Source organism: Halobacillus sp. B23F22_1, assembly GCF_043497005.1.
Classification (GTDB): domain Bacteria; phylum Bacillota; class Bacilli; order Bacillales; family Halobacillaceae; genus Halobacillus_A.
Genome location: NZ_JBIEKE010000002.1, coordinates 520244 through 544557 on the forward strand (window position 1 = coordinate 520244; position 24314 = coordinate 544557).

28 protein-coding genes are annotated in these 24314 nt (G+C 37.8%); 24 read left to right on the plus strand and 4 right to left on the minus strand.

Features of this window, described 5'->3' with window-relative positions:
- Positions 1-4 precede the first annotated feature (4 nt).
- The 5 genes from ACGTNH_RS10470 to ACGTNH_RS10490 all read left to right on the plus strand — a co-directional run bounded on the left by ACGTNH_RS10470 (position 5) and on the right by ACGTNH_RS10490 (position 3326).
- Complete coding sequence (locus tag ACGTNH_RS10470) at positions 5-253, plus strand: DUF2584 family protein (RefSeq protein WP_394586662.1); 249 nt, start codon at positions 5-7, stop codon at positions 251-253.
- Positions 254-344: 91 nt separating this feature from the next.
- Positions 345-1025 carry a uracil-DNA glycosylase gene (locus ACGTNH_RS10475; RefSeq protein WP_394587690.1) on the plus strand — a complete coding sequence of 227 codons (681 nt, stop codon included), beginning with the start codon at positions 345-347 and terminating at the stop codon, positions 1023-1025.
- 70 nt (positions 1026-1095) lie between these two features.
- Positions 1096-1611 carry a VrrA/YqfQ family protein gene (vrrA, locus tag ACGTNH_RS10480; protein WP_394586664.1) on the plus strand — a complete coding sequence of 172 codons (516 nt, stop codon included), beginning with the start codon at positions 1096-1098 and terminating at the stop codon, positions 1609-1611.
- A gap of 85 nt (positions 1612-1696) precedes the next feature.
- Positions 1697-2659, plus strand: coding sequence for a peptide-methionine (R)-S-oxide reductase MsrB (msrB, locus tag ACGTNH_RS10485; protein WP_394586665.1), 963 nt, complete (start codon positions 1697-1699; stop codon positions 2657-2659).
- An 88-nt stretch (positions 2660-2747) separates the two neighbouring features.
- Positions 2748-3326 (plus strand): TetR/AcrR family transcriptional regulator, encoded by a 579-nt coding sequence (locus ACGTNH_RS10490; protein WP_394586667.1) that lies wholly within the window; start codon positions 2748-2750, stop codon positions 3324-3326.
- 3 nt (positions 3327-3329) lie between these two features.
- On the opposite strand, the gene ACGTNH_RS10495 is transcribed toward ACGTNH_RS10490, so the two are convergent.
- Positions 3330-3992 carry a GNAT family N-acetyltransferase gene (locus ACGTNH_RS10495; protein ID WP_394586670.1) on the minus strand — a complete coding sequence of 221 codons (663 nt, stop codon included), beginning with the start codon at positions 3990-3992 and terminating at the stop codon, positions 3330-3332.
- A gap of 178 nt (positions 3993-4170) precedes the next feature.
- Between ACGTNH_RS10495 and ACGTNH_RS10500 the strand changes: the two genes are divergently transcribed.
- The 5 genes from ACGTNH_RS10500 to ACGTNH_RS10520 all read left to right on the plus strand — a co-directional run bounded on the left by ACGTNH_RS10500 (position 4171) and on the right by ACGTNH_RS10520 (position 6965).
- Complete coding sequence (locus tag ACGTNH_RS10500) at positions 4171-4782, plus strand: alpha/beta hydrolase (protein ID WP_394586671.1); 612 nt, start codon at positions 4171-4173, stop codon at positions 4780-4782.
- Between the two features lie 53 nt (positions 4783-4835).
- Positions 4836-5039 carry a DUF6501 family protein gene (locus ACGTNH_RS10505; RefSeq protein ID WP_394586672.1) on the plus strand — a complete coding sequence of 68 codons (204 nt, stop codon included), beginning with the start codon at positions 4836-4838 and terminating at the stop codon, positions 5037-5039.
- Between the two features lie 148 nt (positions 5040-5187).
- Positions 5188-5733, plus strand: a complete 546-nt coding sequence (locus ACGTNH_RS10510; RefSeq protein WP_394586673.1) for a histidine phosphatase family protein — start codon at positions 5188-5190, stop codon at positions 5731-5733.
- Between the two features lie 133 nt (positions 5734-5866).
- Positions 5867-6106, plus strand: coding sequence for a ferredoxin family protein (locus ACGTNH_RS10515; RefSeq protein WP_394586674.1), 240 nt, complete (start codon positions 5867-5869; stop codon positions 6104-6106).
- 118 nt (positions 6107-6224) lie between these two features.
- On the plus strand, positions 6225-6965 hold the full coding sequence (locus ACGTNH_RS10520; protein WP_394586676.1) for an SDR family oxidoreductase: 741 nt from the start codon (positions 6225-6227) through the stop codon (positions 6963-6965).
- A gap of 39 nt (positions 6966-7004) precedes the next feature.
- Here ACGTNH_RS10520 and ACGTNH_RS10525 read toward each other — a convergent pair whose 3' ends face one another.
- Positions 7005-7280 (minus strand): acylphosphatase, encoded by a 276-nt coding sequence (locus ACGTNH_RS10525; RefSeq protein WP_394586677.1) that lies wholly within the window; start codon positions 7278-7280, stop codon positions 7005-7007.
- Between the two features lie 64 nt (positions 7281-7344).
- Here ACGTNH_RS10525 and ACGTNH_RS10530 point away from each other — a divergent pair, with 64 nt between their 5' ends.
- The 4 genes from ACGTNH_RS10530 to ACGTNH_RS10545 all read left to right on the plus strand — a co-directional run bounded on the left by ACGTNH_RS10530 (position 7345) and on the right by ACGTNH_RS10545 (position 13746).
- A complete protein-coding gene (locus tag ACGTNH_RS10530) occupies positions 7345-8319 on the plus strand; it encodes a P1 family peptidase (protein ID WP_394586678.1) in 975 nt (324 codons plus the stop codon).
- 7 nt (positions 8320-8326) lie between these two features.
- On the plus strand, positions 8327-9214 hold the full coding sequence (locus tag ACGTNH_RS10535) for a gamma-glutamylcyclotransferase family protein (RefSeq protein ID WP_394586679.1): 888 nt from the start codon (positions 8327-8329) through the stop codon (positions 9212-9214).
- A gap of 1 nt (position 9215) precedes the next feature.
- Entirely contained in the window at positions 9216-10034 is an 819-nt protein-coding gene (locus tag ACGTNH_RS10540; RefSeq protein ID WP_394586680.1) for an alpha/beta fold hydrolase, read from the plus strand.
- An 82-nt stretch (positions 10035-10116) separates the two neighbouring features.
- On the plus strand, positions 10117-13746 hold the full coding sequence (locus tag ACGTNH_RS10545; RefSeq protein WP_394586682.1) for a dynamin family protein: 3630 nt from the start codon (positions 10117-10119) through the stop codon (positions 13744-13746).
- 240 nt (positions 13747-13986) lie between these two features.
- On the opposite strand, the gene ACGTNH_RS10550 is transcribed toward ACGTNH_RS10545, so the two are convergent.
- Complete coding sequence (locus ACGTNH_RS10550; protein ID WP_394586683.1) at positions 13987-14799, minus strand: SurA N-terminal domain-containing protein; 813 nt, start codon at positions 14797-14799, stop codon at positions 13987-13989.
- Positions 14800-14816: 17 nt separating this feature from the next.
- Here ACGTNH_RS10550 and ACGTNH_RS10555 point away from each other — a divergent pair, with 17 nt between their 5' ends.
- The 10 genes from ACGTNH_RS10555 to ACGTNH_RS10600 all read left to right on the plus strand — a co-directional run bounded on the left by ACGTNH_RS10555 (position 14817) and on the right by ACGTNH_RS10600 (position 23368).
- Positions 14817-15308, plus strand: a complete 492-nt coding sequence (locus ACGTNH_RS10555) for a superoxide dismutase family protein (RefSeq protein WP_394586684.1) — start codon at positions 14817-14819, stop codon at positions 15306-15308.
- 236 nt (positions 15309-15544) lie between these two features.
- Positions 15545-15745, plus strand: a complete 201-nt coding sequence (locus ACGTNH_RS10560; RefSeq protein WP_188375937.1) for a cold-shock protein — start codon at positions 15545-15547, stop codon at positions 15743-15745.
- Between the two features lie 75 nt (positions 15746-15820).
- Entirely contained in the window at positions 15821-16030 is a 210-nt protein-coding gene (locus ACGTNH_RS10565) for a cold-shock protein (protein ID WP_188375938.1), read from the plus strand.
- A 124-nt stretch (positions 16031-16154) separates the two neighbouring features.
- Positions 16155-17771: an ABC-F family ATP-binding cassette domain-containing protein gene (locus ACGTNH_RS10570; RefSeq protein WP_394586685.1), complete on the plus strand. Its 1617-nt coding sequence runs from the start codon at positions 16155-16157 to the stop codon at positions 17769-17771.
- 296 nt (positions 17772-18067) lie between these two features.
- On the plus strand, positions 18068-18898 hold the full coding sequence (locus ACGTNH_RS10575; RefSeq protein ID WP_394586686.1) for a LysM peptidoglycan-binding domain-containing protein: 831 nt from the start codon (positions 18068-18070) through the stop codon (positions 18896-18898).
- A 176-nt stretch (positions 18899-19074) separates the two neighbouring features.
- A complete protein-coding gene (locus ACGTNH_RS10580) occupies positions 19075-19596 on the plus strand; it encodes a P-loop NTPase family protein (protein ID WP_394586687.1) in 522 nt (173 codons plus the stop codon).
- A gap of 115 nt (positions 19597-19711) precedes the next feature.
- Positions 19712-20092 carry a PadR family transcriptional regulator gene (locus ACGTNH_RS10585; protein WP_394586688.1) on the plus strand — a complete coding sequence of 127 codons (381 nt, stop codon included), beginning with the start codon at positions 19712-19714 and terminating at the stop codon, positions 20090-20092.
- A 26-nt stretch (positions 20093-20118) separates the two neighbouring features.
- Complete coding sequence (locus ACGTNH_RS10590) at positions 20119-21123, plus strand: LLM class flavin-dependent oxidoreductase (RefSeq protein ID WP_394586689.1); 1005 nt, start codon at positions 20119-20121, stop codon at positions 21121-21123.
- 19 nt (positions 21124-21142) lie between these two features.
- The gene (locus ACGTNH_RS10595; protein WP_394586691.1) at positions 21143-22009 is read left to right on the plus strand and encodes a CvfB family protein; all 867 of its coding nucleotides are present in this window, start codon (positions 21143-21145) and stop codon (positions 22007-22009) included.
- Between the two features lie 117 nt (positions 22010-22126).
- A complete protein-coding gene (locus ACGTNH_RS10600; RefSeq protein WP_394586692.1) occupies positions 22127-23368 on the plus strand; it encodes an MFS transporter in 1242 nt (413 codons plus the stop codon).
- An 18-nt stretch (positions 23369-23386) separates the two neighbouring features.
- On the opposite strand, the gene ACGTNH_RS10605 is transcribed toward ACGTNH_RS10600, so the two are convergent.
- Positions 23387-23944 (minus strand): hypothetical protein, encoded by a 558-nt coding sequence (locus tag ACGTNH_RS10605; protein WP_394586693.1) that lies wholly within the window; start codon positions 23942-23944, stop codon positions 23387-23389.
- Between the last annotated feature and the right edge of the window lie 370 nt (positions 23945-24314).

Here is a 24314-nt window from a genome sequence, read left to right on the forward strand (position 1 = left end):
CATTATGTCAACACCATTATCAATGGAATGGACACTGATCACAGAAGGTAAAGAGAAAAGAGTTCAATCTAATGACAATTTATTTGAAATTACTTTTGAGGGGTATAAGTTATTTCCTATGAACGAAAGGATTGTTATTAAGCGACATATTCGTTCAGATCACATTGGGTCAGGAGAAATAGAAGAGCTTATCTTAAGAAAAAATACAACAGTTTGCAAATATCGCCTAATTTCATTGCATTCAGTCAACTAAATGACCTTAAACGCATGATGATTTGTCACTTCTTGCGCTTGCCCGGGAAATAACAGTAGGTAATAAAGAGAAATAAAAGATATGAAAGGTGATACGATTGGCGGTATTTATAAATGATTGGGCTGACGTCCTTAAAAGTGAGCTGGAAAAAGACTATTATATAAATCTTAGAGAGTATTTAAAAAGAGAATACGGAACACATCGTATATTCCCCAATATGTACGATATTTTTGCTGCTTTTCAGCGAACGTCCTATGAAAATACGAAAGTCGTTATTATAGGTCAGGATCCTTATCATGGTGAAGGCCAAGCCCACGGGTATAGTTTTTCTGTGCCAAAAGGTGTGAAAGTGCCTCCATCCTTAGAGAACATCTACAAGGAGCTGCGAGAAGATTTGGGTGTGGAGCCGCCAGCTCATGGCAATCTGAAAGCATGGGCAGATGAAGGAGTACTGCTTTTAAATAACGTGTTAACTGTACGGGCCCACGAAGCACATTCTCATAAAGGAGCGGGATGGGAAAGGCTTACCGACCGAGTCATTGAACTTCTCAATCAACGCGAGCGTCCGCTCGTATTTATTTTATGGGGAAGGCCTGCTCAAAAGAAAGCCGCTTCTGTGGATCAGGATAGGCACTGTATCATTCAATCCCCTCATCCGAGCCCCCTTTCAGCTTATAGAGGCTTCTTTGGCAGTCGACCATTTTCACAAGCAAATGAATTTCTTGAAAAAATGAATGAAAAACCAATTGACTGGTCTTCGATTAACAAATAAATAGAATGCCCATACATCCCCCTCCTTTACAGCATAGGCTATGACATGACTAATGACGGAGGGGTCTAGTATGAATCATAATCAGCTGCCTTTTTTTGGCCCTGCCAGGAATTTTCAAGGTTTTTCACCCCATCACATGCAAAATTTAGGAGGTTTTCTCCCTAAATTTTTTAATCAAGGAGGTCCAGGTGGATTCGGAGGTGCACCCTTTTTAGGTCCGCCCGTACAGCCTCAAGCAGGAGCTGGCTGGCTCAATCAAATACAGGGCGCTTTAAAAGCTATGCAATCTGCTGCACCAATGGTTAAAGAATATGGTCCGATGATGAAAAACCTCCCAGCCATGATAAATATGATGAAGATCATGAATGAATCGGATGAAGAAGAAAATGAGAGTTCGAGTCATTCTAAAGCTAACAAGAAGCGAGACCATAAGAAGAAAGAACGTAACCCTTCTCAAAGACGTGAAGCAGACAAAAAGCATCGTGATAAACACTTCTCAGATCGAAAAAAGCCAGAGCAGGATAAAGAAAAGAGAAAGACTCGTTCAGTGACTCAAGGAACTTCACAGCCTAAGTTATATATTTAGGCTGTGCAGGTTACTTGATTTTTTGTTTTATTTTAGCAAGAATAATAACCATGCAGCAAAACATCATGTCAACGGAGGTTCTTATATGAATGAAGAATATAAAATAGCTACATTTGCTGGAGGATGTTTTTGGTGTATGGTTGAGCCGTTTGAAGAACGCCCAGGCATTATTTCAGTGACTTCAGGTTATACCGGTGGGCATACAGATAACCCTACGTATATGGCTGTTATTACTGAAACTACAGGGCATCGTGAGGCTGTGCAGATCACGTACGATCCTGCACTTTTTCCTTATGAGAGATTGGTCGAAATTTTTTGGCAGCAAATTGACCCTACGGATTCTGGAGGCCAGTTTGCCGACCGGGGTGAATCGTATAAAACGGCGATTTACTACCATGATGAGGAGCAGCGTAAGATAGCCGAGGAAAGTAAGTTTCGGTTGGAAAAATCAGGGATTTTCAAAGCGCCGATCGTCACTGATATCCTGCCCGCTAAACCATTTTATAAAGCAGAGGATGAACACCAGGAGTATCATAAAAAAAATTCGTATCATTATAAACGATATAAAAAAGGATCCGGCCGAGCAGACTTTATTAAAGATCATTGGGCGATTAAGAAAAATAAGCAGGAGCTAAGACAAACGCTAACAGATCTCCAGTATTTTGTGACACAGGAAAACGGCACGGAACGCCCTTTTCAAAATGAATATTATGATCATGAAGGGGAAGGAATTTACGTCGATATTATTTCTAAAGAACCTCTTTTTAGTTCAAGAGATAAGTACGATGCCGGCTGTGGATGGCCAAGTTTTACAAAACCTATTGAAAAACAGCACGTTCTTGAGCACGTAGACAATTCCCATGGAATGATTCGCACAGAAGTTCGAAGTGATAAAGCTGATTCTCATTTAGGACATGTATTCGAAGATGGTCCTAGTGATCGAGGTGGATTACGCTACTGTATTAATTCGGCTGCTTTAGAATTTATTCCAAAAGAAGAGTTAGAAGAAAGAGGTTACGGCTACCTGGCGAATCTATTTACTTCATAAAAAAAGCAGGCTTTCTAAGCCTGCTTTTCTTGTGAGTTCAAAGTAAGATATACTTAAGTATACTAATTAGAGTAAGAGAGGGAACGCTATGGGTAGAAGAAAGTCATTAACGAAAGAAGAGCTTTTTCAAGCGACAGGTCAGGTCATTCGTTCAGACGGGATTCATGGCGTCCATTTTAAAAAATTGTCTGAAATTCTTGGAGTAGGGCGAAGCACGTTATACGAATATTACCGTAATAAAGAAGAGCTGTTGATCGCTTATTTGCGTGAAATTATGGATGAGATGAACCAGCGTATTGAAAATATTCCAGCAGAGATCCAGCCAAATGAAAAGCTCCGTTCCTTGTTATTCATTCTGCTGGATCATGCTCAAATTCATCAAGTGGAACGTATGATTCGTGAAATTCAGACAAGTGAAGAAGAACTCGCTTCGTATTATCAATCTCAGTTAGCTGGTGAACACAAAAAAACATACGAGGTATTAGTAAAATGGATTAATGATGCGAAAGCTGGTGGCATATGGTCTGCTAAAGTAGATACTGAAATAATTGCAGATATTATTTTTCACGCGATCTTGTTTCCTCATAAACACAAAGTAGGTCCTCAAGAAATGGCGGAGCAGCTTATGCTGCTTATTGAACATGGAGCCGCTGTTTCGAAAACATAAATATCAGACAAATGGATTTTTCCACTCCGTTAATAATCCATAGTGAGCGGATTCTTCATCATCGATATAATGGGCAATAGGACGCACGGGGGAACGCCCGGCTTTAAACAAAAAGGTAAGCACCGGATCGGTTAATTCGTTTTTAATCACTAAATTCACGTATTCCTCGGGGGTCAGTTCATGCTTGTGTTTATGATAGTTAGGCATTCTTGCACCCCCTATTAAGCGCTCCAGGTGAAAGTGGACAACTGTCTCATACATGGCCTGCGTTAACTGCCCGCCTAATCCTAATGAACGGTAGGCGGGGTCAACACAAATATCGACGACGTATAGAGCGGATCCCTCAGGGTTATGTGTTTGCATTGTACCGCCGCCGGTAACCTCATCCCATGTATGATCGGTGTGTTCATCTATATTCGTTTTCATAGCAGTCATTGATCCTGCAACCTCTCCCTCAACTTCTATACAGATACAGCCTTGTGGAAAAATAGCAACATGGTTTCTTAACTGATCTTCATCCCACCATAGCTTAGAGGGAAAAGGAGGGGGGAAGGCTTTCTTCTGAATTTCAATTAAACGGAGAAAGTCTTTTTCTTCATAATTGCGGATATGTATATGATTGAATTTCTCGGATTTCGAATCATAACCATAGATCCACTTATCCAATATCAACACCCCACTTAATAAATTGTTATTTAGATTATAACACGAGTATTGGCGATTCAACTTTTAAACTAGTTTCTTTGACATTATCTCGAAATAAAGATAAAATTTCAGGTAGATTAAAAAATAAATTTAAATGTCTGTAATTGAATTATGGAAACAAAGGGGAGGCATCATTTTTATGAAACATATATTTAAAGAAGGTAAAGATCAAAGCAGTCAAGTACTGTTGTTGTTACACGGAACAGGAGGCACGGAAGAAGATCTGCTTCCGCTGGGACAGATGATTGATCCGGATGCAGCCATATTATCGGTTCGGGGAAACGTTTTAGAAAACGGTATGCCCCGCTATTTTAAAAGGTTAAGAGAAGGCGTTTTTGATGAAGAGGACCTTCTTTACCGCACGAAAGAACTGTATGATTTTATAAGTGAAGCGGCTGAAGAGTACGGGTTTTCTCGAGAAAAGGTTGTTGCTGTTGGATATTCTAACGGAGCTAATATTGCTGGAAGTCTGCTATTTCACTACAAAAACAGTTTAAAAGCTGCGATTCTTTATCATCCTATGGTGCCTAGAAGAGAAGTTGTCTTACCTGATCTTGCTGAAGTTCCCGTCTTTATTGGCGCTGGAGAGAATGATCCGATCTGCCCCGCTGAAGAAACAAAAGAATTAAAAAAGCTTTTAGAGGAAGCGGGTTCTAATGTAACGACGCAGTGGGAAAACATGGGCCATCGTTTAACAGAAGCAGAAGTAAAGAAATCGGCCGAATGGTATAAAACTAAAGTCAGCAATTGAGTCCCCTTCTTTATACGTGTATGATAGTAAAATGAAGGAGGCTGGTTTTTGCTATGATCCATAAAACTTGGGAGCAGTCAGAAACAATAAAAAAAGTTGAGTGTGTGCATAATGAAGCAGAAAAATTTGTCGTTCAAAATGTTTTAACTCCTGGAAAGGTTTATGACGTTAAGAATGAGAGTGAAGAATTTTATTTTGTCTTAGATAATTCCGGCAGAATCGGCGGATTTTACAAAGGCTATTTTAAAGAAGTGTAAACTGAAGTGGTTTCTTCCGCTTCAGTTTTTTATATTATAAAGCCTTTCTTATTAGGACATGGACCAATTTCCACCGTTCACTTCTTGTCAACGGCTGTCATATGGTTGATAATAGAAGTAAGTGAAAGTTTGAAGGGGGAGTCACAAAATGGACAAATTGCTATTAGTTCGTCACAGTGAAACCGAAGGACAACACGAGGACTCACCGTTAACAAAACTAGGGGTGCGCCAGGCACAAATGATATCGGCCTTTCTTGAACAATCAGCATACGATGTGGATCGTATTATTTCTAGTCCTTTTTTACGGGCGGTGGAAACCATCAAACCTTTTGCTCAAAAGAAAGGAATTGAAGTTGAACTAGATGAAAGGCTGGAAGAACGTATCCTGAGTCATACGCCGTTAGATGATTGGGAAGAAGTGCTCTATGATACGTTTATGGATCCTGAATTAAAAATGGCTGGCGGGGAATCCTCTACAGAAGCAAAAGAGCGTGCCTTATCACTCGTCAATGAATTAGAGAGTGAACCTGGCAATGTGGTTCTCGTCACTCATGGCAACTTATTAGCGCTGCTCCTTCAAAAGTACAAAAGAGAATTTGGATTTAACGAATGGAAACGGCTCTCTCGACCTGACATTTTCTTAGTTCAAAAGCAAGGCGGAGATTATACGGTAGAACGAATTTGGCAGGATTAGATATTTTTCTGCAAAAATTGCGATTTTACTCGTTAGTCGTTATCATAATAGATAGAGTTTTGTTTAAGACTCCATGAAGAGGTGTATATAATTAGTATGCACTTGTAATTTTTAAGAGAAGGAGGAGATTCACATGGCTTTTGTAATTACTTCCCCTTGTAAAGACGAGAAAGCTGGAGAATGTGTAGATGTTTGTCCAGTCGATTGTATTGAAGAGGGTAAAGATATGTTTTATATCGATCCAGCTATTTGCATTGACTGCGGTGCTTGTGAAGCTGTATGTCCTGTAGAGGCCATCTATATTGAGGATGAAGTACCAGAGGAAGAAAACAAATACATTGAGTTAAACCGTAAGTTTTTTGAGGAACGATAGTGAACACATACGTAAAAGGCCATCTCTCTTATTGGAGATGGCTTTTTTGGTAGGTCCATTTGAATAAAATTCTTAGAAAAAGGGTATAAAACTGTAAATGGAGAAGGAGGCTATGCAGATGGGAAAACTAACTAATAAAGTAGCGATCATCACTGGGGCAAGCAGCGGAATCGGTAAAGCCATTGCTGAGCATTTAGCTGAACATGGGGCCAATGTTGTGTTAGCTGCCCGAAGAGCTCATAAACTCCAGAAGCTGGCGGAAATGATTGAAGATGAGTATAGGGTTAGGACAGCTGTCGTGGAAACAGACGTGACTAAGCGGGAAGATGTAGAGCAGCTTGTTCAACATACAAAAGATAAGTTTAACTCGGTTGATATCTATGTGAACAACGCAGGTGTCATGCTGCTGTCATTTCTAAAAAATGACCATGTTGATGAATGGGAGCAGATGGTGGATGTAAATATAAAAGGTGTTTTATATGGGATCCATGCGGCCCTTCCTGAAATGTTAAAGCAAAAATCTGGTCACATTATCAACGTATCTTCTGTGGCGGGGCATGAAGTATTTCCATCAAGTACGGTTTACAGTGCGACAAAATATGCTGTAAAAGCTTTATCGATGGGGATGGAGAAAGAATTATCAAAATCTGGTGTCCGCGTGACCAACGTTTCACCAGGTGCTGTGGATACTGAATTAACGGAGCATATTACAGACGGTGATGTCATTGATATGTTTAAAAATCGCGACATGACTCCCTTAGAATCAGCTGACATTGCGAGTGCCGTTACTTACGCCGTTATGCAGCCGGAATCAGTGAATGTAAATGAATTAATTGTCCGCCCCATGCACCAAAAATAAAAACACACCGCATCCTGCAGCTGTGCGGTGTGTTTTTTATTAGTAAAGAACTTTAAAATTTTGATGACCCTTTTCCTCTTCGTAATCTTGTTCATCAATGGTCTCGATTTTAATAAAGGGGCTAGGATCTTCCTTGATTTCTTCGTAAAAAGATTGAAGAGCTTGATCTTCTCCTTCGGCTTCTAACTCAACGGATCCATCCTCTTTATTTTTCACCCATCCTTTCAGACTGTGCTGCTTCGCAAGAGACTGAGCAGTTGCTCTAAAACCAACACCTTGTACTCTTCCGTGAAAAACCAAATGTTTTCTTGGCATGTGAACACCTCCTAAGGTTATTTTACCTTTTTACTAATTTTAAAAACATAGGGGTGAACGATGAATGAACAGAATAGACGTTACCGATATAAATGACTTTAAGTTTGGACATGATCAAAATGAAAAGGCAGGGACGGGCTGCACGGTTATCGTCGCAAAGGATGGAGCAACGGCGGGGGTGGATGTAAGAGGAGGTGCACCAGGTACCAGGGAAACCGACTTATTAAAATCGGAAAATTTAGTTCAAAAAATTCATGGATTGTTTTTAGCCGGGGGTAGTTCATTTGGGTTGCAAACGGGAAGCGGGGTCATGGATGCATTAGAAAGACGAGGAATCGGATTTGATACACCTACTGCAAAAGTTCCAATCGTCCCAGGAGCCATTTTGTATGACCTTAATGTGGGAGGGTCTGCGATCAGGCCTGATGCTGCCATGGGTCAAAGAGCTTGTGAGAATGCTTTATCAAATCAACCATTTTTAATGGGAAATTATGGGGCAGGAACTGGTGCTACGGTAGGAAAGCTGTTAGGCAACGAACTAGCGATGAAAGGGGGAATTGGGACGTATGCCGTTCAAATTCACGATTTACAAGTAGGTGCTGTTGTGGCGGTAAACTGCTTTGGAGATGTTATCCATCCTTCTAATCGAGAAAGAATAGCTGGGCTTTACAATCGTAAGGAGCGCGTCTTCTTACATACCGAAAAATTATTGCTGAAACATGTGCTTTCCCCCTCAACCAATCGTTTTAGTAAGAATACGTCAATAGGTGCGGTGTTGACGAATGCTGTGTTAACAAAACCAGAAGCCAATAAATTGGCTGCTTTAGCTCATGACGGATTTGCAAGAACGATAATGCCTGCTCATACTTTTGTAGATGGAGATACTATTTTTACAATGAGCTCAGGGAAAGTTAAAGTGGATTTAAATAGTTTAAGCTATTTATATGCCCATGTAGTGGAACAAGCAGTTTTACAGGCTGCATATGCAGCGGAAAGCTGTTATGGTATAGTTGCTAATCGAGATTTGAAATTGGAGTGAAGCAAGAATGTATTTATTTGTTTACGGTTCATTATGTAAAGGAGAACGAAATCATCATTATATAGCAAATGAAACGTGCTTGAGTGAGCAGGCCTGGGTACGTGCCAAGTTATATAAGAGTGAGTTCTATTATCCTTATATTGTTCATGATGAAACGGAAATTACGTTTGGAGAATTATATGAGATTGATCCGAAACAGGAGGGTCTGATTGATCGTTTAGAGGGGTATCACCCAGAGGATTCTGACCCTTTATTTAAAAAAGAATGGATTAAGGTTACGACACAGCAAGGGGAATTTGAAGCGTACACGTACTTCGGCAGCGATGGTTTACAGAAAGAAATGGAAATTACCTCTGGAGATTGGAAAGTAGAACGTCTTCTGCATTCCTCCCCTGTCTATTACTTTGCCTATGGGTCTTGTATGGACAATGAACGGTTTATGAAGGCGGGTGTTGATCATTTATTTGAGAAAATAATCGGGGGAGCACACCTTGATCATTATGAACTTTTGTTTTCGCACCATTTATCAGATGGAGCTAGAGCAGATATTGGAGAGGCGCAAGGAAAACGAGTAGAAGGCGTTCTTTATGAAGTAAATGAAGAAGCACTGGACTATTTGTATAATAGGGAAGGTGTATACTCGTTTCATTATCGGCCGACAGTCGTACACGTTCAACAAGGGGAGTGTTCCTACAGAGCGCTTACGTTTACCGTTATTTCAAAAAAACCTAATCGAGCGGTGCCGCTGCATTATGCGATTGAAATTCATAGAGGAGCTACCAACTATGTCTCTAGTTCATATGGAGAGCAAATTGTTAATATGTTTTCTAAACAACTGCCTGTAGAAGGCTTTACTGAATACCTCGAAGAACAGACGGAAGGGGGATCGAGTTAATATGAAAGCAGAATGGAAACACTATACAGCGAGAGATTTTTCATCTTTACCTTACGTGCATTTTAAAAATGAAACGCTTACAAATAACAGAGCTTTTATTATGATTCACGGGGTGACAGCAGAAGTTGATCACCATGAAGAAATGGCTGTAACCTATCAAGCGGGCGGCGATACATTCTTACCGATATTACGAGGTTACGATAATCACCCAAAAGGAGATCTAGATTATATCGGACAGTATGACGATGATCTCTTTGATTTTATCCATTTTGTTCGCAAGCAAGGATTTACAGAAATTATACTTGCGGGTCATTCTATGGGATGTGCCAATCTATTAAGGCTCATACATAAAAATATACATGCGGCAGATAGTTATGTATTTTTTGCTCCTTACTTTCACCCCAGACTGCCTGTCTATCAAGACGATGCGAATGATCAGTTTAAGCCAGGTACACATGTGGGTTACAAAGTATACTCCAAAAAAGCTGCACTTCTAAATGTTCTTCAAAAAACGGGGATTAATTGGTGGAATAATCGAACCGTAGCCATTATTCCGGATGAGTTTAACCGGGAGGCTGATGTTCATTTAACATTTAGACTTCTCATTTCAAGGTTTTTAGAACCACTATCTAATGATAAAATGCCAGAAAAAATGATCACTTTTGTTGGAGCGGATGATGAAGTGATTGTGCCTTCTAATCTTCAAGACTGGCATGAGAAAATGTTCAAACAAAAAGTTATGATTATTCCAGAGGAGGATCACAACCATCTGCTTCACAGTAAAATCGTCCACCAACAATTAGCTGAATTCTTATTATGATTTGATTCATTTATGGCTTGAAGCAGGTTTCTGCTATAATATGTTTCATAACGTAACGTAAATGAAAAAAGGAGAATGGCAGATGTCTGTAATCACCAAAGAAAAGCGTGCCACAGTAATGAATCAAATAGTGAATCTTTACCTTAAGATTCAACCCCAACATCCAGATTTGGCTCATAAGATGCTGGATTTAGCTGATAAAGTTTATCGTAATGAAGTGGTCATTGGTTTTGCCGGCCATTTTTCTGCGGGTAAATCTTCAATGATTAACTATTTGGCTCGAGAGAATATTTTACCTTCAAGTCCGATTCCAACGAGCGCTAATATTGTAAAGCTCTCATCGGGAGCTCCTTATACAACGGTTCACTTTCATGAAGCCCCTCCTAAAAAGTATATAGGTGATATTTCTTTAGAGTTGGTTAAGGATTTTTGTAAGGATGGAGACTCGATAAAAGAAATTGAAATCAGCCGTCCCGTCTCCTCAATTCCAGAGTATGTAAAAGTATTGGATACGCCGGGGGTTGATTCTACAAATGATGCAGATCGAGTGGTTACCGAAGCGTCTTTGCATGTAATGGACTTTATGTATTACGTCATGGACTATAATCACGTGCAATCGGAAGTTAACTTAAACTTTCTAGTGGAAATGCAGAAACGAAATATACCTTTTTCTATCATAATTAATCAAGTGGACAAACATCAAAAAGAAGAACTTACCTTCGATAGGTTTTCAAAGAGTGTTCGCGAATCCTTCAGCCTTTGGGGGATTACTCCAGAACATATTTATTATTCGTCTTTAAAGGATACTGATCATCCGTATAGCGACTTAAAAAGTCTGCAAACCGACTTCTGTGAACGTTTTGAACAAAAAGAAGCAGAAGAACAAGCAGCAGCTCATCTCTATGGTATCGTTAATGAATGCATTGAAGTGTACAGAGAGCAGTATGCCGATCAAACTTCCCGAATTGAAGCTGACCTTAATAATTTTCAAAAAGTGATAGAAGAGAAAGGTTTTAACGGATTAGAAACATTGAAAGACAGACAAGCGAACCGAGTCCCTAAAGCAAAAGATCAATTTGATGATCGCGTGAAGAAGTTTATTTCGAATGCTTATTTAATGCCTAGTCCAGTGCGAGAAAAAGCTGCCTCTTTTTTAGAATCAGAACAGCCTGGGTTTAAAGTAGGAATGTTATTTGCCAGGAAGAAAACAGAAGAGGAGCGGGCAGAGAGAAAGCAAGCTTTTTGTGAAGAAGTAGATGCTACTGTAGAAAAAAATTTAATTTGGCCTTTGAAAGATCGATTAAGGGAACTGTTACAACAAGTAGATATAACAAACGAGCAACTTCTCAAAGAAGCGGAAATGTTAAAGTTAACATATCCTACAGAAGAACGTGTGAAAACCTTAATTGAAGCAGGTGCTTCTGTAACGGGGGAGTATGTTTTAAGATACACCGATCAATTATCTCAAGATATTCAGAAACATTATCGTGCAGTGATGCAAGAATGGTGGCTGCAAATTGAGAAAGAGCTGGAGCAGCAAACAAAGCAAGAATCTAACCGCAATTATGAACTGTTACGAGCGATGGGAGAAAAAGATCAGTTAGAAGAAAGCCTTAAGGCTATAGAGGCGGATATATCTAACTATCAGCAATCTTTACTTGAGGCGCTGCAGCATCCGGAAGTGACAGAAGAGCAAATGGCTGAGGTTTTTCAAAATTTGAAAGCAAGAGAAAAAGAGATTATTGAAGTGGATGCTCAAACGATACAAGTACCAAATAAAGAAGTGAAAGTTGATATTGATAAAACTTTTACGAAAGAAAACAGTAATCAACAGCAGCCTGCTTTGACGAATAACCTAGCTGTGAAAGCAGAATCTGTTCGTACCATCTTAAAAGGTGTGCCTGGATTTGAGTATGTAAGAAGCCATCTTAAAGAAAAACAACAGCGCTTAAGAGACAGGCAATATACCATTGCGTTATTTGGTGCCTTTAGCGCAGGCAAATCGTCGTTTGCTAATGCGTTATTAGGTGAAAAAATCCTGCCTGTATCCCCCAACCCAACGACGGCAACGATTAATAAGATTGCACCGCCTAATGAACAATACGATCACAAGAGTGTGCTAGTAAAGGTTAAGTCTGAAAAAGAACTCATAGATGATTTAATTCATTCAACAAATGAATCGCTTTCTCCTCAATCAACCCTGGGAGGGGCTTATAACATGATCGCTCAATGGGATGAAGGGACGCTTGATCAGCTTTTTCACCAAAAGAAATCTTTCTTACAGGCATTTTTAAAAGGTTATGGAAACATGAAAGACTATATAGGTGTAGAGATGGAAATCTCATGGGATCAACTGTCTTCTTTTGTATCAGAAGAAGAAACCTCCTGCTTTATTGAATGGGTAGAGATCTATTTTGACTGCGACTGGACAAGGAAGGGCGTAACGTTAGTTGATACTCCTGGAGCGGATTCGGTAAATGCAAGACATACCGATGTATCATTTGAATATATAAAGAATGCAGATGCTATATTATTTGTCACCTACTTTAATCATCCTTTCTCTAAAGCCGATGAATCTTTCTTAAAACAATTAGGACGAGTTAAAGACGCATTTTCAATGGATAAAATGTTCTTTATTATTAATGCGGCGGATCTTGCCAGTTCCAACGAAGAGATAAGACAAGTAGAAGATTATGTGGTTAATCAACTTCAATCGTTCGAAATAAGAAAACCACGATTGTATTCTTTATCCAGTTTGTACGGATTAAAGGACAAACTGGAAGGAGATAGGGGGAACCGTTCCGGTCTCGCGTCATTTGAAGAAAGATTTGAGAAATTCTTAACGCATGAATTAACCGAAGTACTGCAGCATTCCATTCAAAACGACATGGAGTTTGCGGCGACTTCCCTAAAAACTTATATCGATAATGCTTCATTAAATGAGCAGCAAAAAGCAGAGCACCTAAAGAGACTTAAAGAAGATAAGCACACTGTGTTTAGCATATTTAATGATCGGTCTACGAACCGGGCAATTGATCAGATTCAGCAAAAAGTAGAAAAACAAATATTTTATGCGCATGAGCGTATGATGCTTAACTTTAATGAATATTTTAAAAATCATATTAACCCTTCCATCGTAAATGGGTCGAACCAACAGGCGAAAAGCCAATTAGAAGCATCGATAAAACCCTTGCTTCACGAAGTTCAGTTTGAAATGAATCAAGAGCTGAGAGCAATAGCTGTGCGTATGGAATCTTTTATTTTACAATTGGTAAATCGTTATCGTGAAGAACTTCAGACAGAATTAAATAAAATTGAACCCTCTTTAGCTTTAGAAAATAAAGAATGGGCTCTTGCCGGTTCAGAAGTCATGATGTTTAAGGAGGAAATACCTGTACCTTTGGCAGCATTTAATTCAAGTTTGAAAATGTTTAAAGGTACAAAAACTTTCTTTGAGGGAAATGACAAAGAGAAGATGAAGGAAGAAATGATTTCTATTATTAACGAACCAATACGTCAATCAATGATGAATAATAAGGATCGTTTTGCTGTTCATTTTCATAATCAGTTTAAAAAACAATTACAGGAAGTCAATAAGGAATGGGAAGAAGAAATCAAACAGTATTATGATAGTAAAATGTTCAGCTTAAAAGAGGAAGTCAATAGTGATGAGCTCAAAGAACGGTTATCTCAAATTGAAAAATGCATATAAAAACAAGATGGAACAATACTGAATAAAGCATAAAATAATCCGAACGATTCTGGAGGAATCAGTTCGGATTATTTTATGTTAGTGAGATTCCATACCATGGCTTTGTCAAATACTCCGCTTTTCCTGCAGGAGCCTCGACTCGTGCTATTTCTACAAGAGGCATCGCATTTTAACTACGCTCATAATCTGCGTTTATAAGACGTTCGCTTTCTGAGATCTCTGCTTTACTCTTTTATTTCTTTAAATTAATACCTCTACGTCGGCTTCTTCACGAAGTTCATCAATTAATTGTGTTACTTGTTCGTTTTCTTTTTGTGTAATTAATTGTTGTTCAATTTGATCTTTTACTTCATCATAGCTGGGTGCTTCTTCACCTTGCTGTTCACTCATTGCGTCATATTGTTCTTCTATTTCTTCTTCAGAGACTTCAGCTTCGTCTATGTTTTCCTCTACATACTTGTTAATAAGCAGGCTGCGTTTTAATTCTTCACGCACGGTTTCTTCATCTAAATCGTTTTGTTCGTAAGCTTCGTCTCGAGCTTCTTCACTTTCAAATTGAGAAGTAAATTCTTCATAGCGCTCATCTACTTCTTCTTCGGAAACTTCATGACCTTCGTTTTCTGCTTCTTGTTGAAGGAGTTCCATGCCAATCATTTCATCGACTACGCTCTGTTCGATTTGATCCTGCTGACCCTCTGTATCCATACCCATTTGTTCATATTGCTGCTGGGCGTTAGCAAGCTGCTGCTCAAAATCTTCACGAGATAACTCTTCTCCATTGACTGTGGCAACCGGGCCGTCTTCGCTGTTCTTTTCAGAGGATTCTTTCGTTTGTTTTTCTTCTTTATTATTATCATTTTCAGCATTATCATCTCCAGAGCAGGCTGCTAAACCAACTAAGGTAAATAGAGATAGTAATGCAATTAATAAATTTTTTTTCATTATAAGATCTCTCCTTTTTCTTATTAAAGCATATACGGAGTGTAGCACAAGACGCAAATTGAAGTAAAATTGTATGGTCATAATACCACATACAATACATAAAATGTTCATACAGGGAGGGGATCATATTGGAACCGATACTTTACCATACAAGAAATATGTACGGGGATCGTGCAGCAGCAAACTTCCGCAGCAGCCCGCTAGCTCCGGAATTAAAAGGAACAGTTGACTTTATACAACAGCCGTATGGGGTGGAAGTAATTGTACAAGTTGAAGGACTTCCAATGTTTGAAGTGAAAAACGGCACACAAATCGGACCGCACGGATTTCATATTCATAATAAAGGTATATGTGAGATAGGGAATGGAGAAAAACCGTTCGATTCTGCCGGTGAACATTGGAACCCTGATGATCAGCCTCACGGGAACCATGCCGGCGATTTTCCAGTTTTGTTCTCAAATCATGGAAGAGCAAGAATGATCTTTTTTTCAGATCGTTTTCAAGTGAATGATATTATTGGAAAATCGATCATTATTCATCAAGGCCCTGATGATTATCAATCACAGCCTAGCGGTAAATCTGGTCTTCGAATCGCTTGCGGAGTGATTGAGAAAATATAAGATTATACGCTAAGGCTCCTTAGCGTATAAAAAATAAATGTAATCATAACTTGACGACTGGGTGGAAATCATGTATAGTAATAAATGTATATAAAAAGGGCACCAATTCATGATTAACTCCTAAATCACTTATTATAAAGAGTTATCAATTTCATTGGTACTTTTTATAATATGTGATTTTTTTCATCCACATGGAACACATATTAATTTTTAGAAATATTGGAGGACCCATTTTTATGAAAACTGGTACAGTAAAATGGTTTAACGCTGAAAAAGGATTTGGATTTATTGAAGTTGAAGGTGGAGACGATGTATTCGTACACTTCAGCGCAATTCAAGAAGAAGGATTCAAATCTCTTGAAGAAGGTCAAAGCGTAGAATTCGAAATTACAGAAGGCGACCGCGGACCACAAGCTGCTAATGTAACTAAACTATAAGTACGAAAAGAGACTGACTTAAGGCTAGTCAGTCTCTTTTACATATTGGACATGTCCAAAGGAGGTTTCAACGTAATGGCATTCGGTAAAAAGAACCAGGATGAGATTGTAGAGGAAGAAACAAAAATTTGGGTATGTACGTCAGAAGATTGCAATTGCTGGATGAGAGATAATTTCAGAACAGAAGAAAAAGCGATTTGTCCGATGTGCTCGAGTGAGATGAAAGAAGAAAGCAAAGTTCTTCAAGTCGTTAATAATAACAGCTTATATTATAAAGAAAAGTAAAAGAACCCTTAGAAAGGGTTCTTTTTTACGCTTGATTTGGGAATTATAATATAAAAGCCTATCCGATGGTAGTAATGAATGATATAATTCTAATGTTATACACTTAGGTACGGGAGGATTTTAAATGTTAAATGTACAAAACGTAAGTCTTCGTTTCGGAGATCAAAAATTATTCGAAGACGTTAATATAAAATTTACACCAGGTAATTGCTACGGTCTTATTGGAGCAAATGGTGCCGGCAAATCAACTTTTCTAAAAATTCTAAGCGGTGAAATTGAAGCCCAAACGGGAGAAGTATCATTAAAGAAAGATCAAAGACTTGCTGTCCTTAAGCAGAACCATTTTGAATACGATGAGTACCAGGTACTTCAAACTGTAATTATGGGTCATGAAAGACTTTATGAAGTCATGCAGGAAAAAGATGCTATTTATATGAAGGGTGATTTCACGGAAGAAGATGGTATGCGTGCTGCTGAACTTGAAGGTGAATTTGCGGAGATGAACGGCTGGGAAGCAGAATCTGAAGCTGCACGATTGTTAACTGGATTAGGTATTTCTGAAAATTTACATGATAAAACGGTTAATGAATTAAGTGGGGCTGAAAAAGTAAAAGTGTTACTTGCCCAAGCTTTATTTGGAAACCCAGATGTTCTGCTGCTTGATGAGCCTACAAACCACCTTGACATCAATGCCATCCAATGGCTTGAAGACTTTTTAATTGATTTTGAGAATACCGTAATTGTTGTTTCGCACGATAGACACTTCTTAAATAACGTATGTACGCATATTGCAGATTTAGACTTTGGTAAAATTCAAGTATATGTAGGGAACTATGACTTTTGGTACGAATCCAGCCAACTAGCACAAAAAATGGCGGAAGAACAAAATAAGAAAAAAGAAGAAAAAATAAAAGATTTAAAAGAGTTTGTTGCACGATTTAGTGCAAACGCATCGAAATCTAAGCAAGCCACCTCTCGTAAAAAACTTTTAGAGAAGATCACCCTTGACGATATCCAGCCGTCGTCTCGTAAATACCCTTATATTGCATTTAAAGCCGATCGGGAAATCGGGAACGACTTACTCATGGTTAAGAACCTTTCAAAAACTGTGGATGGGGTTAAGGTATTAGATAATGTAAGCTTTACATTGAATAAGGATGATAAAGTAGCTCTCGTCGGAAGTAATGAGGTAGCGAAGACTACATTATTTCAAATTCTAATGGGTGAAATGGAGCCTGACGAAGGATCTTACAAATGGGGAGTTACAACGTCTCAAAGCTATTTTCCAAAAGATAATTCCGCCTATTTCAGCCGTTCAGATATTAATCTGGTAGAATGGTTAAGACAATATTCGCCTGAAGATGAAACTGAAACGTTCTTAAGAAGCTTTCTAGGCCGTATGTTATTTTCAGGGGAAGAAGCATTAAAAAAACCTGATGTATTATCAGGAGGAGAGAAAGTACGTTGTATGCTTTCTAAAATGATGCTTTCTGGTGCAAATGTTCTTCTTTTAGATGAACCTACGAACCACCTGGATCTAGAGTCTATTACTTCATTAAACAAAGGGTTAATTAATTTCAAGGGATCTATTATTTTTGCTTCCCACGACCATGAATTTATTCAGACAGTTGCTAATCGAATTATTGAAATTACACCAAATGGCAATATTATGGATAAGGAAATGTCGTATGATGAGTTTTTACAAGACCCTGAAGTACAAAAACAAATTGCATCAATGTAAAGAAAGCTGACTCCAAATAAAATGGAGTCAGCTTTTTTCATTTATAAACAAGATTATTTAAAAATTCCTATTGCAATTTACATTACAGTAAGCATGAAACGACAAATCATTCAAAAATAATGGAAAATTATGTAGACAGATAAGTATTTTTACCTATTTTGTAAACTTAATGCAAAATAAGCGTCATAGTTGAAAAGAAACTGTTAGCTGTTTGTTCTTAAATTTTATTGAGAATCTGTTAATCTTGTAATTGTGGTTAATTCAAACACATCAATTTTCGAGGAGGACTTTACAAAATGAAAAAAACAGCTTTCTCAATAGCAGCTACCGCAGCACTTACTGGTGCTTTTGCAACAGGTGTAAGTGCCGACGAATATAAAGTAAACAAAGGTGATACTCTATGGAGCATTTCTCAAGAAAAAGGAGTATCCGTTGATAAACTAAAAGAACTAAACAACTTAAGCTCAAACCTAATTGTAACGAATCAATCGTTAAAAGTATCTGGTGAACAACAAGAACAACAACAAAGCACTTATACAGTTGAATCTGGCGACACACTTTATCAAATCGGACAAGAATTCGGCGTGTCAGTGGATAATCTAATGAATTGGAACGGTCTTTCCGGTTCATTAATTTATCCTGGTGATAAGCTTTCTGTAAGTGGTCAAGCTTCATCTGATGCTCCACAAACTGAAGAAGCATCTTCGAACGAAAGTGCACAAGAATCAACTGAACAAACTTCAACTGAATCTAGCAACGAAGAGGCTAACAGTTCAGACGAACAAGAAACTCAAGAACAGACGGACAGTTCTCAAGATACAAGTAATGATGTAATTAAAGAAGTAAACGTTGAAGCAACGGCCTATACTGCTGACTGTACTGGGTGCAGTGGTGTCACGAGTACAGGTATTGATCTAAATGCAAACCCTGATCAGAAAGTAGTTGCAGTAGATCCTGATGTTATTCCACTAGGATCCAAAGTACATGTTGAAGGTTATGGTGTAGCAATTGCCGGAGATACTGGCGGTGCGATCCAAGGTAATAAAGTTGATCTTTATATGCAGGATCGCGGCGAAGCCCTTGACTTCGGTCGTCAAAACGTAACAGTTCAAGTACTAGCTGAATAATAGTAAGAAAGGAAAAGCCTGCTGTTGCCCCCACAATAGTGGGCTTTTTTTATTTGTCATAATATAGACGAAGGTCATAATAAATCGGTTTCATTTTAACTATTATTTCTTTAGAATTTTGTAGAATATTGCTAAACTATAAACTTAAGTGATTATATGATCGGAGTGATTAGGTTTTGAGAAGAGTTGTGATATTAGGTTCTCCGGGCTCAGGGAAATCAACATTAGCTAAGCAATTAAGTTCAATTTTAAAAATAGAGGTTGTTCATATGGATCAACTTTTTTGGAAACCCGGTTGGTTACAGTCTACCCGGGAAGAGTTACTGAATAAACAGGAAATTCATCTAAAGAAAAAATCATGGATTATAGAAGGGAATTATACCTCCGTTTGGGAAGATCGACTTCGAGCAGCTGACACAATCATTTTTCTAGATGTGAATCGTTTTCTCTGTACTTATCGAGTAATTAAGCGCTGGATTAAACATAGAGGAAGGACGAGAGAAGATCTTGCTGAAGGATGCCCTGAGCGAATCACTGTGGAATTTATACTTTACGTTTGGCGATTTCCCAAAGATAAGAATAAAAAAATTTATAGAAGAATATTACAACAAAATTCTCACACTCAAATCCTTATTTTGCAAAAAAGGAAAGCAGTTCATCATTTTTTAAAACAAAATATACTTTCACTTAATACTTAGTAGTAACTCCGAACTGCTTTAAAACAACCATCAATAACCGAACAAACGTACTTATTATTAGACAAACCATAACCACTTTATTGTAAAATAGAAGAAAAGAGTGGGAGAGGTTACCATGTCTCATAAAAATAATCCTAAAAAGTTTGCTTTAAATATGAGTGCAGCTCAATTCACTAAGTTTTACATTATGCATTTGCTTCAAGTTAGTCAACCTATGATAAGTGAACATTTTAAATCTGAATTTAAAAATCTCACGAAAAATTGGATTCCTGCACCTTCAACTTTACTTGATACTTTGCATGAAATGACTGAAGAAGGGCTACTCTATCGAAAAGAAGACTTTAAATCTCATGAGAAAAAAAGACAAAAGGTATATTGGTATTACTTAACAGATGCTGGTAAAGAGGAATTTAATGTTTTAAAGAAACGTTATAAAATATTATTTGAAGAACAGCAAATGGTTTTGGGTCAAATTATGAAAAATATTTATCGCTAATCGGACAGGATAGAAAGGGCTATGTAATGAAATTAAGTGTGTTAGATCAGAGTCCCATTTCGAAAGGTAAAACATCAGAAGAAGCATTGCAACAAACGCTTGAGTTAGCAAAACTAACCGATTCATTAGGTTATCATCGGTATTGGGTCGCTGAACATCATAATACAAATGGATTAGCCAGCAGTTCTCCAGAAATTTTGGTTGGAAGAATTGCTTCTGTTACCGAACAGATACGAGTGGGGTCCGGAGGCGTGCTTTTACCTCAGTACAGTCCGTTAAAAGTAGCAGAAAATTTTAAAATGTTAGAAGCTTTATTTCCAAACAGAATTGATCTAGGATTGGGAAGGTCACCAGGGGGAGGCAAAAAAACCAGGGCAGCATTAAACGATGGGTATGATAAACCATTAAGTTCTTTCTCCCGTCAAATTAAGGAGGTCCAACAATTCTTGGCTGCTGAAATCCCTAAGGAACATCCTTATTACGGCGTCTCTGCAAAACCTTCAACGAAGACCAATCCCGATTTATGGGTACTGGGCCTTTCGGAAAGAGGAGCACAACATGCGGCTGTCAACGGAACAGGTTTTACATTTGGCCACTTTATAAATCCTGATCAGGCCACTTTGTCTATTGAAACATATCTTGAAAAGTTTCAGCCCTCAACCAACTTAACGAACCCAAAAATTAATGCCTGTATATTTGTTGTGTGCGCAGAAACGAATGATAAGGCTGAAAAATTAGCGAAAAGCCAGGATATGTGGCTGCTGCAGGTAGAAAAAGGATTAGATACACGAGTGCCATCAGTAGAAGAAGTTGATTATACTGACTTTACCTCTAAAGATTTAAGCAAAATAAAAAGTAATCGAAGAAGATGTATTATTGGGAATCCAGCGCATGTGTATCATCAATTACAGGAATTATGTGAAAGATACCAGACAGATGAAGTATTATTAATTACAAATATATATAACTTCAATGAAAAAAAGAAGTCTTACCAATTAATTGCGGATTATATAAAGAGCAAAGAAAAGTAAAAGAGAAAGCAGGGTTAAAATGTTTAAAGATCTCATCGGAAGTGTGCAGGAATTGAACGTTATCAAAAAGAAAGCAGAAGGATTCATCTTAACCGATGGCAAAGAAGAAATTTTATTACCTAACAACCAAATAGAAAGCGAGATAAAAGAATTAGATCAAAACCTTTCTGTTTTTATATATCAAAATAGAAGCAAAGAGATTGTTGCTTCTACAATCATTCCAGAAGTTACATTAGACTCCTATGGCTGGGCAGAGGTAGAGGAAGTTGTTCCTAATCTGGGAGCTTTTGTGAACATTGGGGTAGATAAAGCCTTCCTGGTTTCAAAGGACGAACTTCCATTTAAAAAATCAGTTTGGCCAAAAGAAGGCGATTTTCTGTTTGTAAGTTTAGAAAAAGATAAAAAAGGTAGGGTTTTTGCAGAACTGATTTCCGAAAGCGAAGTAATAGAAGATCTCGAAGCAGCCCCTCAATCGTTATTAAACGATAAAGTAACTGGTCGTGTTTATCGCTCTACAAAAGCCGGTTCATTTGTCTTAACTGAACAGGGATATAGAGGGTTTATACATCCGAATGAAAGAAAAGATGAGCCGCGAATAGGTGAAACTGTAGAAGCTCGTATAATTGATGTGAAAAGCGATGGTACAATCAACCTTACGTTACGTCCTTTAAAGCAGGATGTCCTTAAGGATGATGCCGAAATAATTTATTCTTATCTTATTGAAAACGATGGAGTGATGGAATTTACAGATAAAAGCTCTCCTGATGAGATTCGTGACACTTTTCAAATTAGTAAAGCTGCATTCAAAAGAGCTTTAGGTACATTAATGAAAGAAAGAAAAATCATTCAAAAAAGTGGTAAAACTTACATCCAGCACGAAGAATAATTATCAATCCCTGCTTTCTTTAATGCGGGGATTTTGTTTTCTAAAAATATTCATTGAATAATTCTATTCGTCTTAAACAAAAATAACGGAAGATAGATAATGAATGAGGTGTAGTGAATGGCTAACGATACGAAGAATCAAACAGTTAGCAAATGGTGTCTTGTGAGCATGGCCTCAATTCCGCTTGTCATGACATTAGGAAATTCAATGTTAATTCCAGTTCTTCCGATTTTCGAGAAAAAAGTAGGTATTTCTTCATTTCAGTCTAGTATGATTATTACTAGCTATTCGATAGCAGCTATTTTTCTTATACCTGTAGCCGGATATTTATCTGATCGTTATGGGAGGAAAATCGTTATTCTTCCAAGTTTAATTATTGCTCTTATAGGAGGTTTGATAGCTGGCTTTGCATCTTGGAAAATTAATGATCCATTCACCTGGATTGTTATTGGCCGTGTGTTGCAAGGAATTGGTGCTGCCGGAGCAACTCCAATTATATTACCTTTAGTGGGGGATTTATATAAAGATGATGACGAAAAAACGAGTTCTTGTTTAGGAATAATTGAAACATCAAATACCTTTGGAAAAGTTTTAAGTCCGATTTTAGGGGCTTTGTTTGCTGCATTTCTTTGGTTTTTACCGTTTTTCTCTATATCATTTTTCAGCTTAATTTCGATTATCTTAGTTTTCTTTTTCATAAAGGCTCCTAAGAAAAATGAGGAACCTCCTAAATTTAAGGCATTTATTAAGAAAACGAAAAAGATATTTAATGAAGAAGGTAAGTGGCTGTATACTGTTTTTTTAACAGGTGTTTATTTAATGTTAATACTGTTTGGCGTTTTATTTTTCCTTTCTGATATTTTTGAAAAAATCCATGATTTGTATGGAGTGAAAAAAGGATTTTATTTAGCCATTCCTTTATTTGGTTTGTGTTTAGCATCTTTTATCACTGGTAAGATCATTAAAGGAGATCTTAAGGTAATGAAAAGGGTATTAGTCTGCGGCCTGCTTATGTCTTCAAGTACAGTGATATTTATAGGAATGGTAAGTGATAAGTTACTCTGGCTGCTGGTTATTACTACATTAATGGGTGTAGCTATTGGAGCCATACTGCCGACGCTTGACGCCATGATTACTGAGGGAATAGAAAAAGAAGAGCGCGGGACAATTACTTCATTTTATAGCTCATCTAGATTTATTGGAGTTGCACTTGGACCTCCAGGAATGGCAATGGTTATGAAAAATTATTTAAATGCTAGTTATATATCTGCTGGAATAGCCGGTATTGTACTTCTTTTGTTTACATTGTTTCTGGTGAAAACTGATAAATCTAAAAAGACGAAAGAAAGTATTGCCTAAGCAAAAAGGCGCCAATCCTTAACGGATGGCTCCTTTTTTTGTAAGGTTTTTTTTATCTTTTAGTAATTGAGGATGTATAGCTCTCGCTTCTTTTGAAAGGTTACCAAGATTGACATCAGCTCCATACATATAACATTGCCAGACAGTTTTCGTACAATACTGTACTTCATCCGAGTTTCCAAGAGGCGTAAAAACCTTGTAGACAGCTTTTGGATGTTCTTTATATAACGTTCTAAGATAGTCTGCAGCCTGTATACCGAGGAATGGGGTATTAGGTGCAAATACCGTAATCGAACGAAATTTACGACAGTAATTAACTACTGAATCTTGAACTAAACCAGCAGGAACGGAATGAACGACTTTGTTTTCGTGATTTACGATCCCAACATGTCCTACATATTTAGATTCGCTTTTCCCAATCGGGGAAAATAATAAATCTCCAGGCTTGATTTTAATATTCGTGCCTGGATAGTATGCTGGATCTTCCTGCTTAATTGGAGCCGTAACTTTTTTTGGGCGAGTTAATAGAAAAGTAAAACCGGTCAGGATGCTGATTAAAAGTTGTCCTTTTTTCATTACTGATTCATCCTTACATCATAATGGGTATCATAATCTATTTTAGGTTACTCAATAAAGGAATTCAAAATTAGAGGGCCTGTAATACCGATAAATACTGCTATATTTTGCGAGCAAGAACAATTGTTCGGTATAATGAAAGATAGAAGGGAGAGGAGTATAAATTGAATGAAGAAGTGGTGAGGTTGTATGTGAAAGTGGAGAAAGAACAGTAGATATCGCTAAAAAAGCTAATGTGTGAGTTAGGTATGATTAATAAAAAAACGAAATGCTAGCTGAACAGCCAATTAGGACAAATGAAAACAAAATACACACTTATGTTAAATAGAAAAATAATAAAAGAAGATTTAGTAAACCTTCATGGAATAGG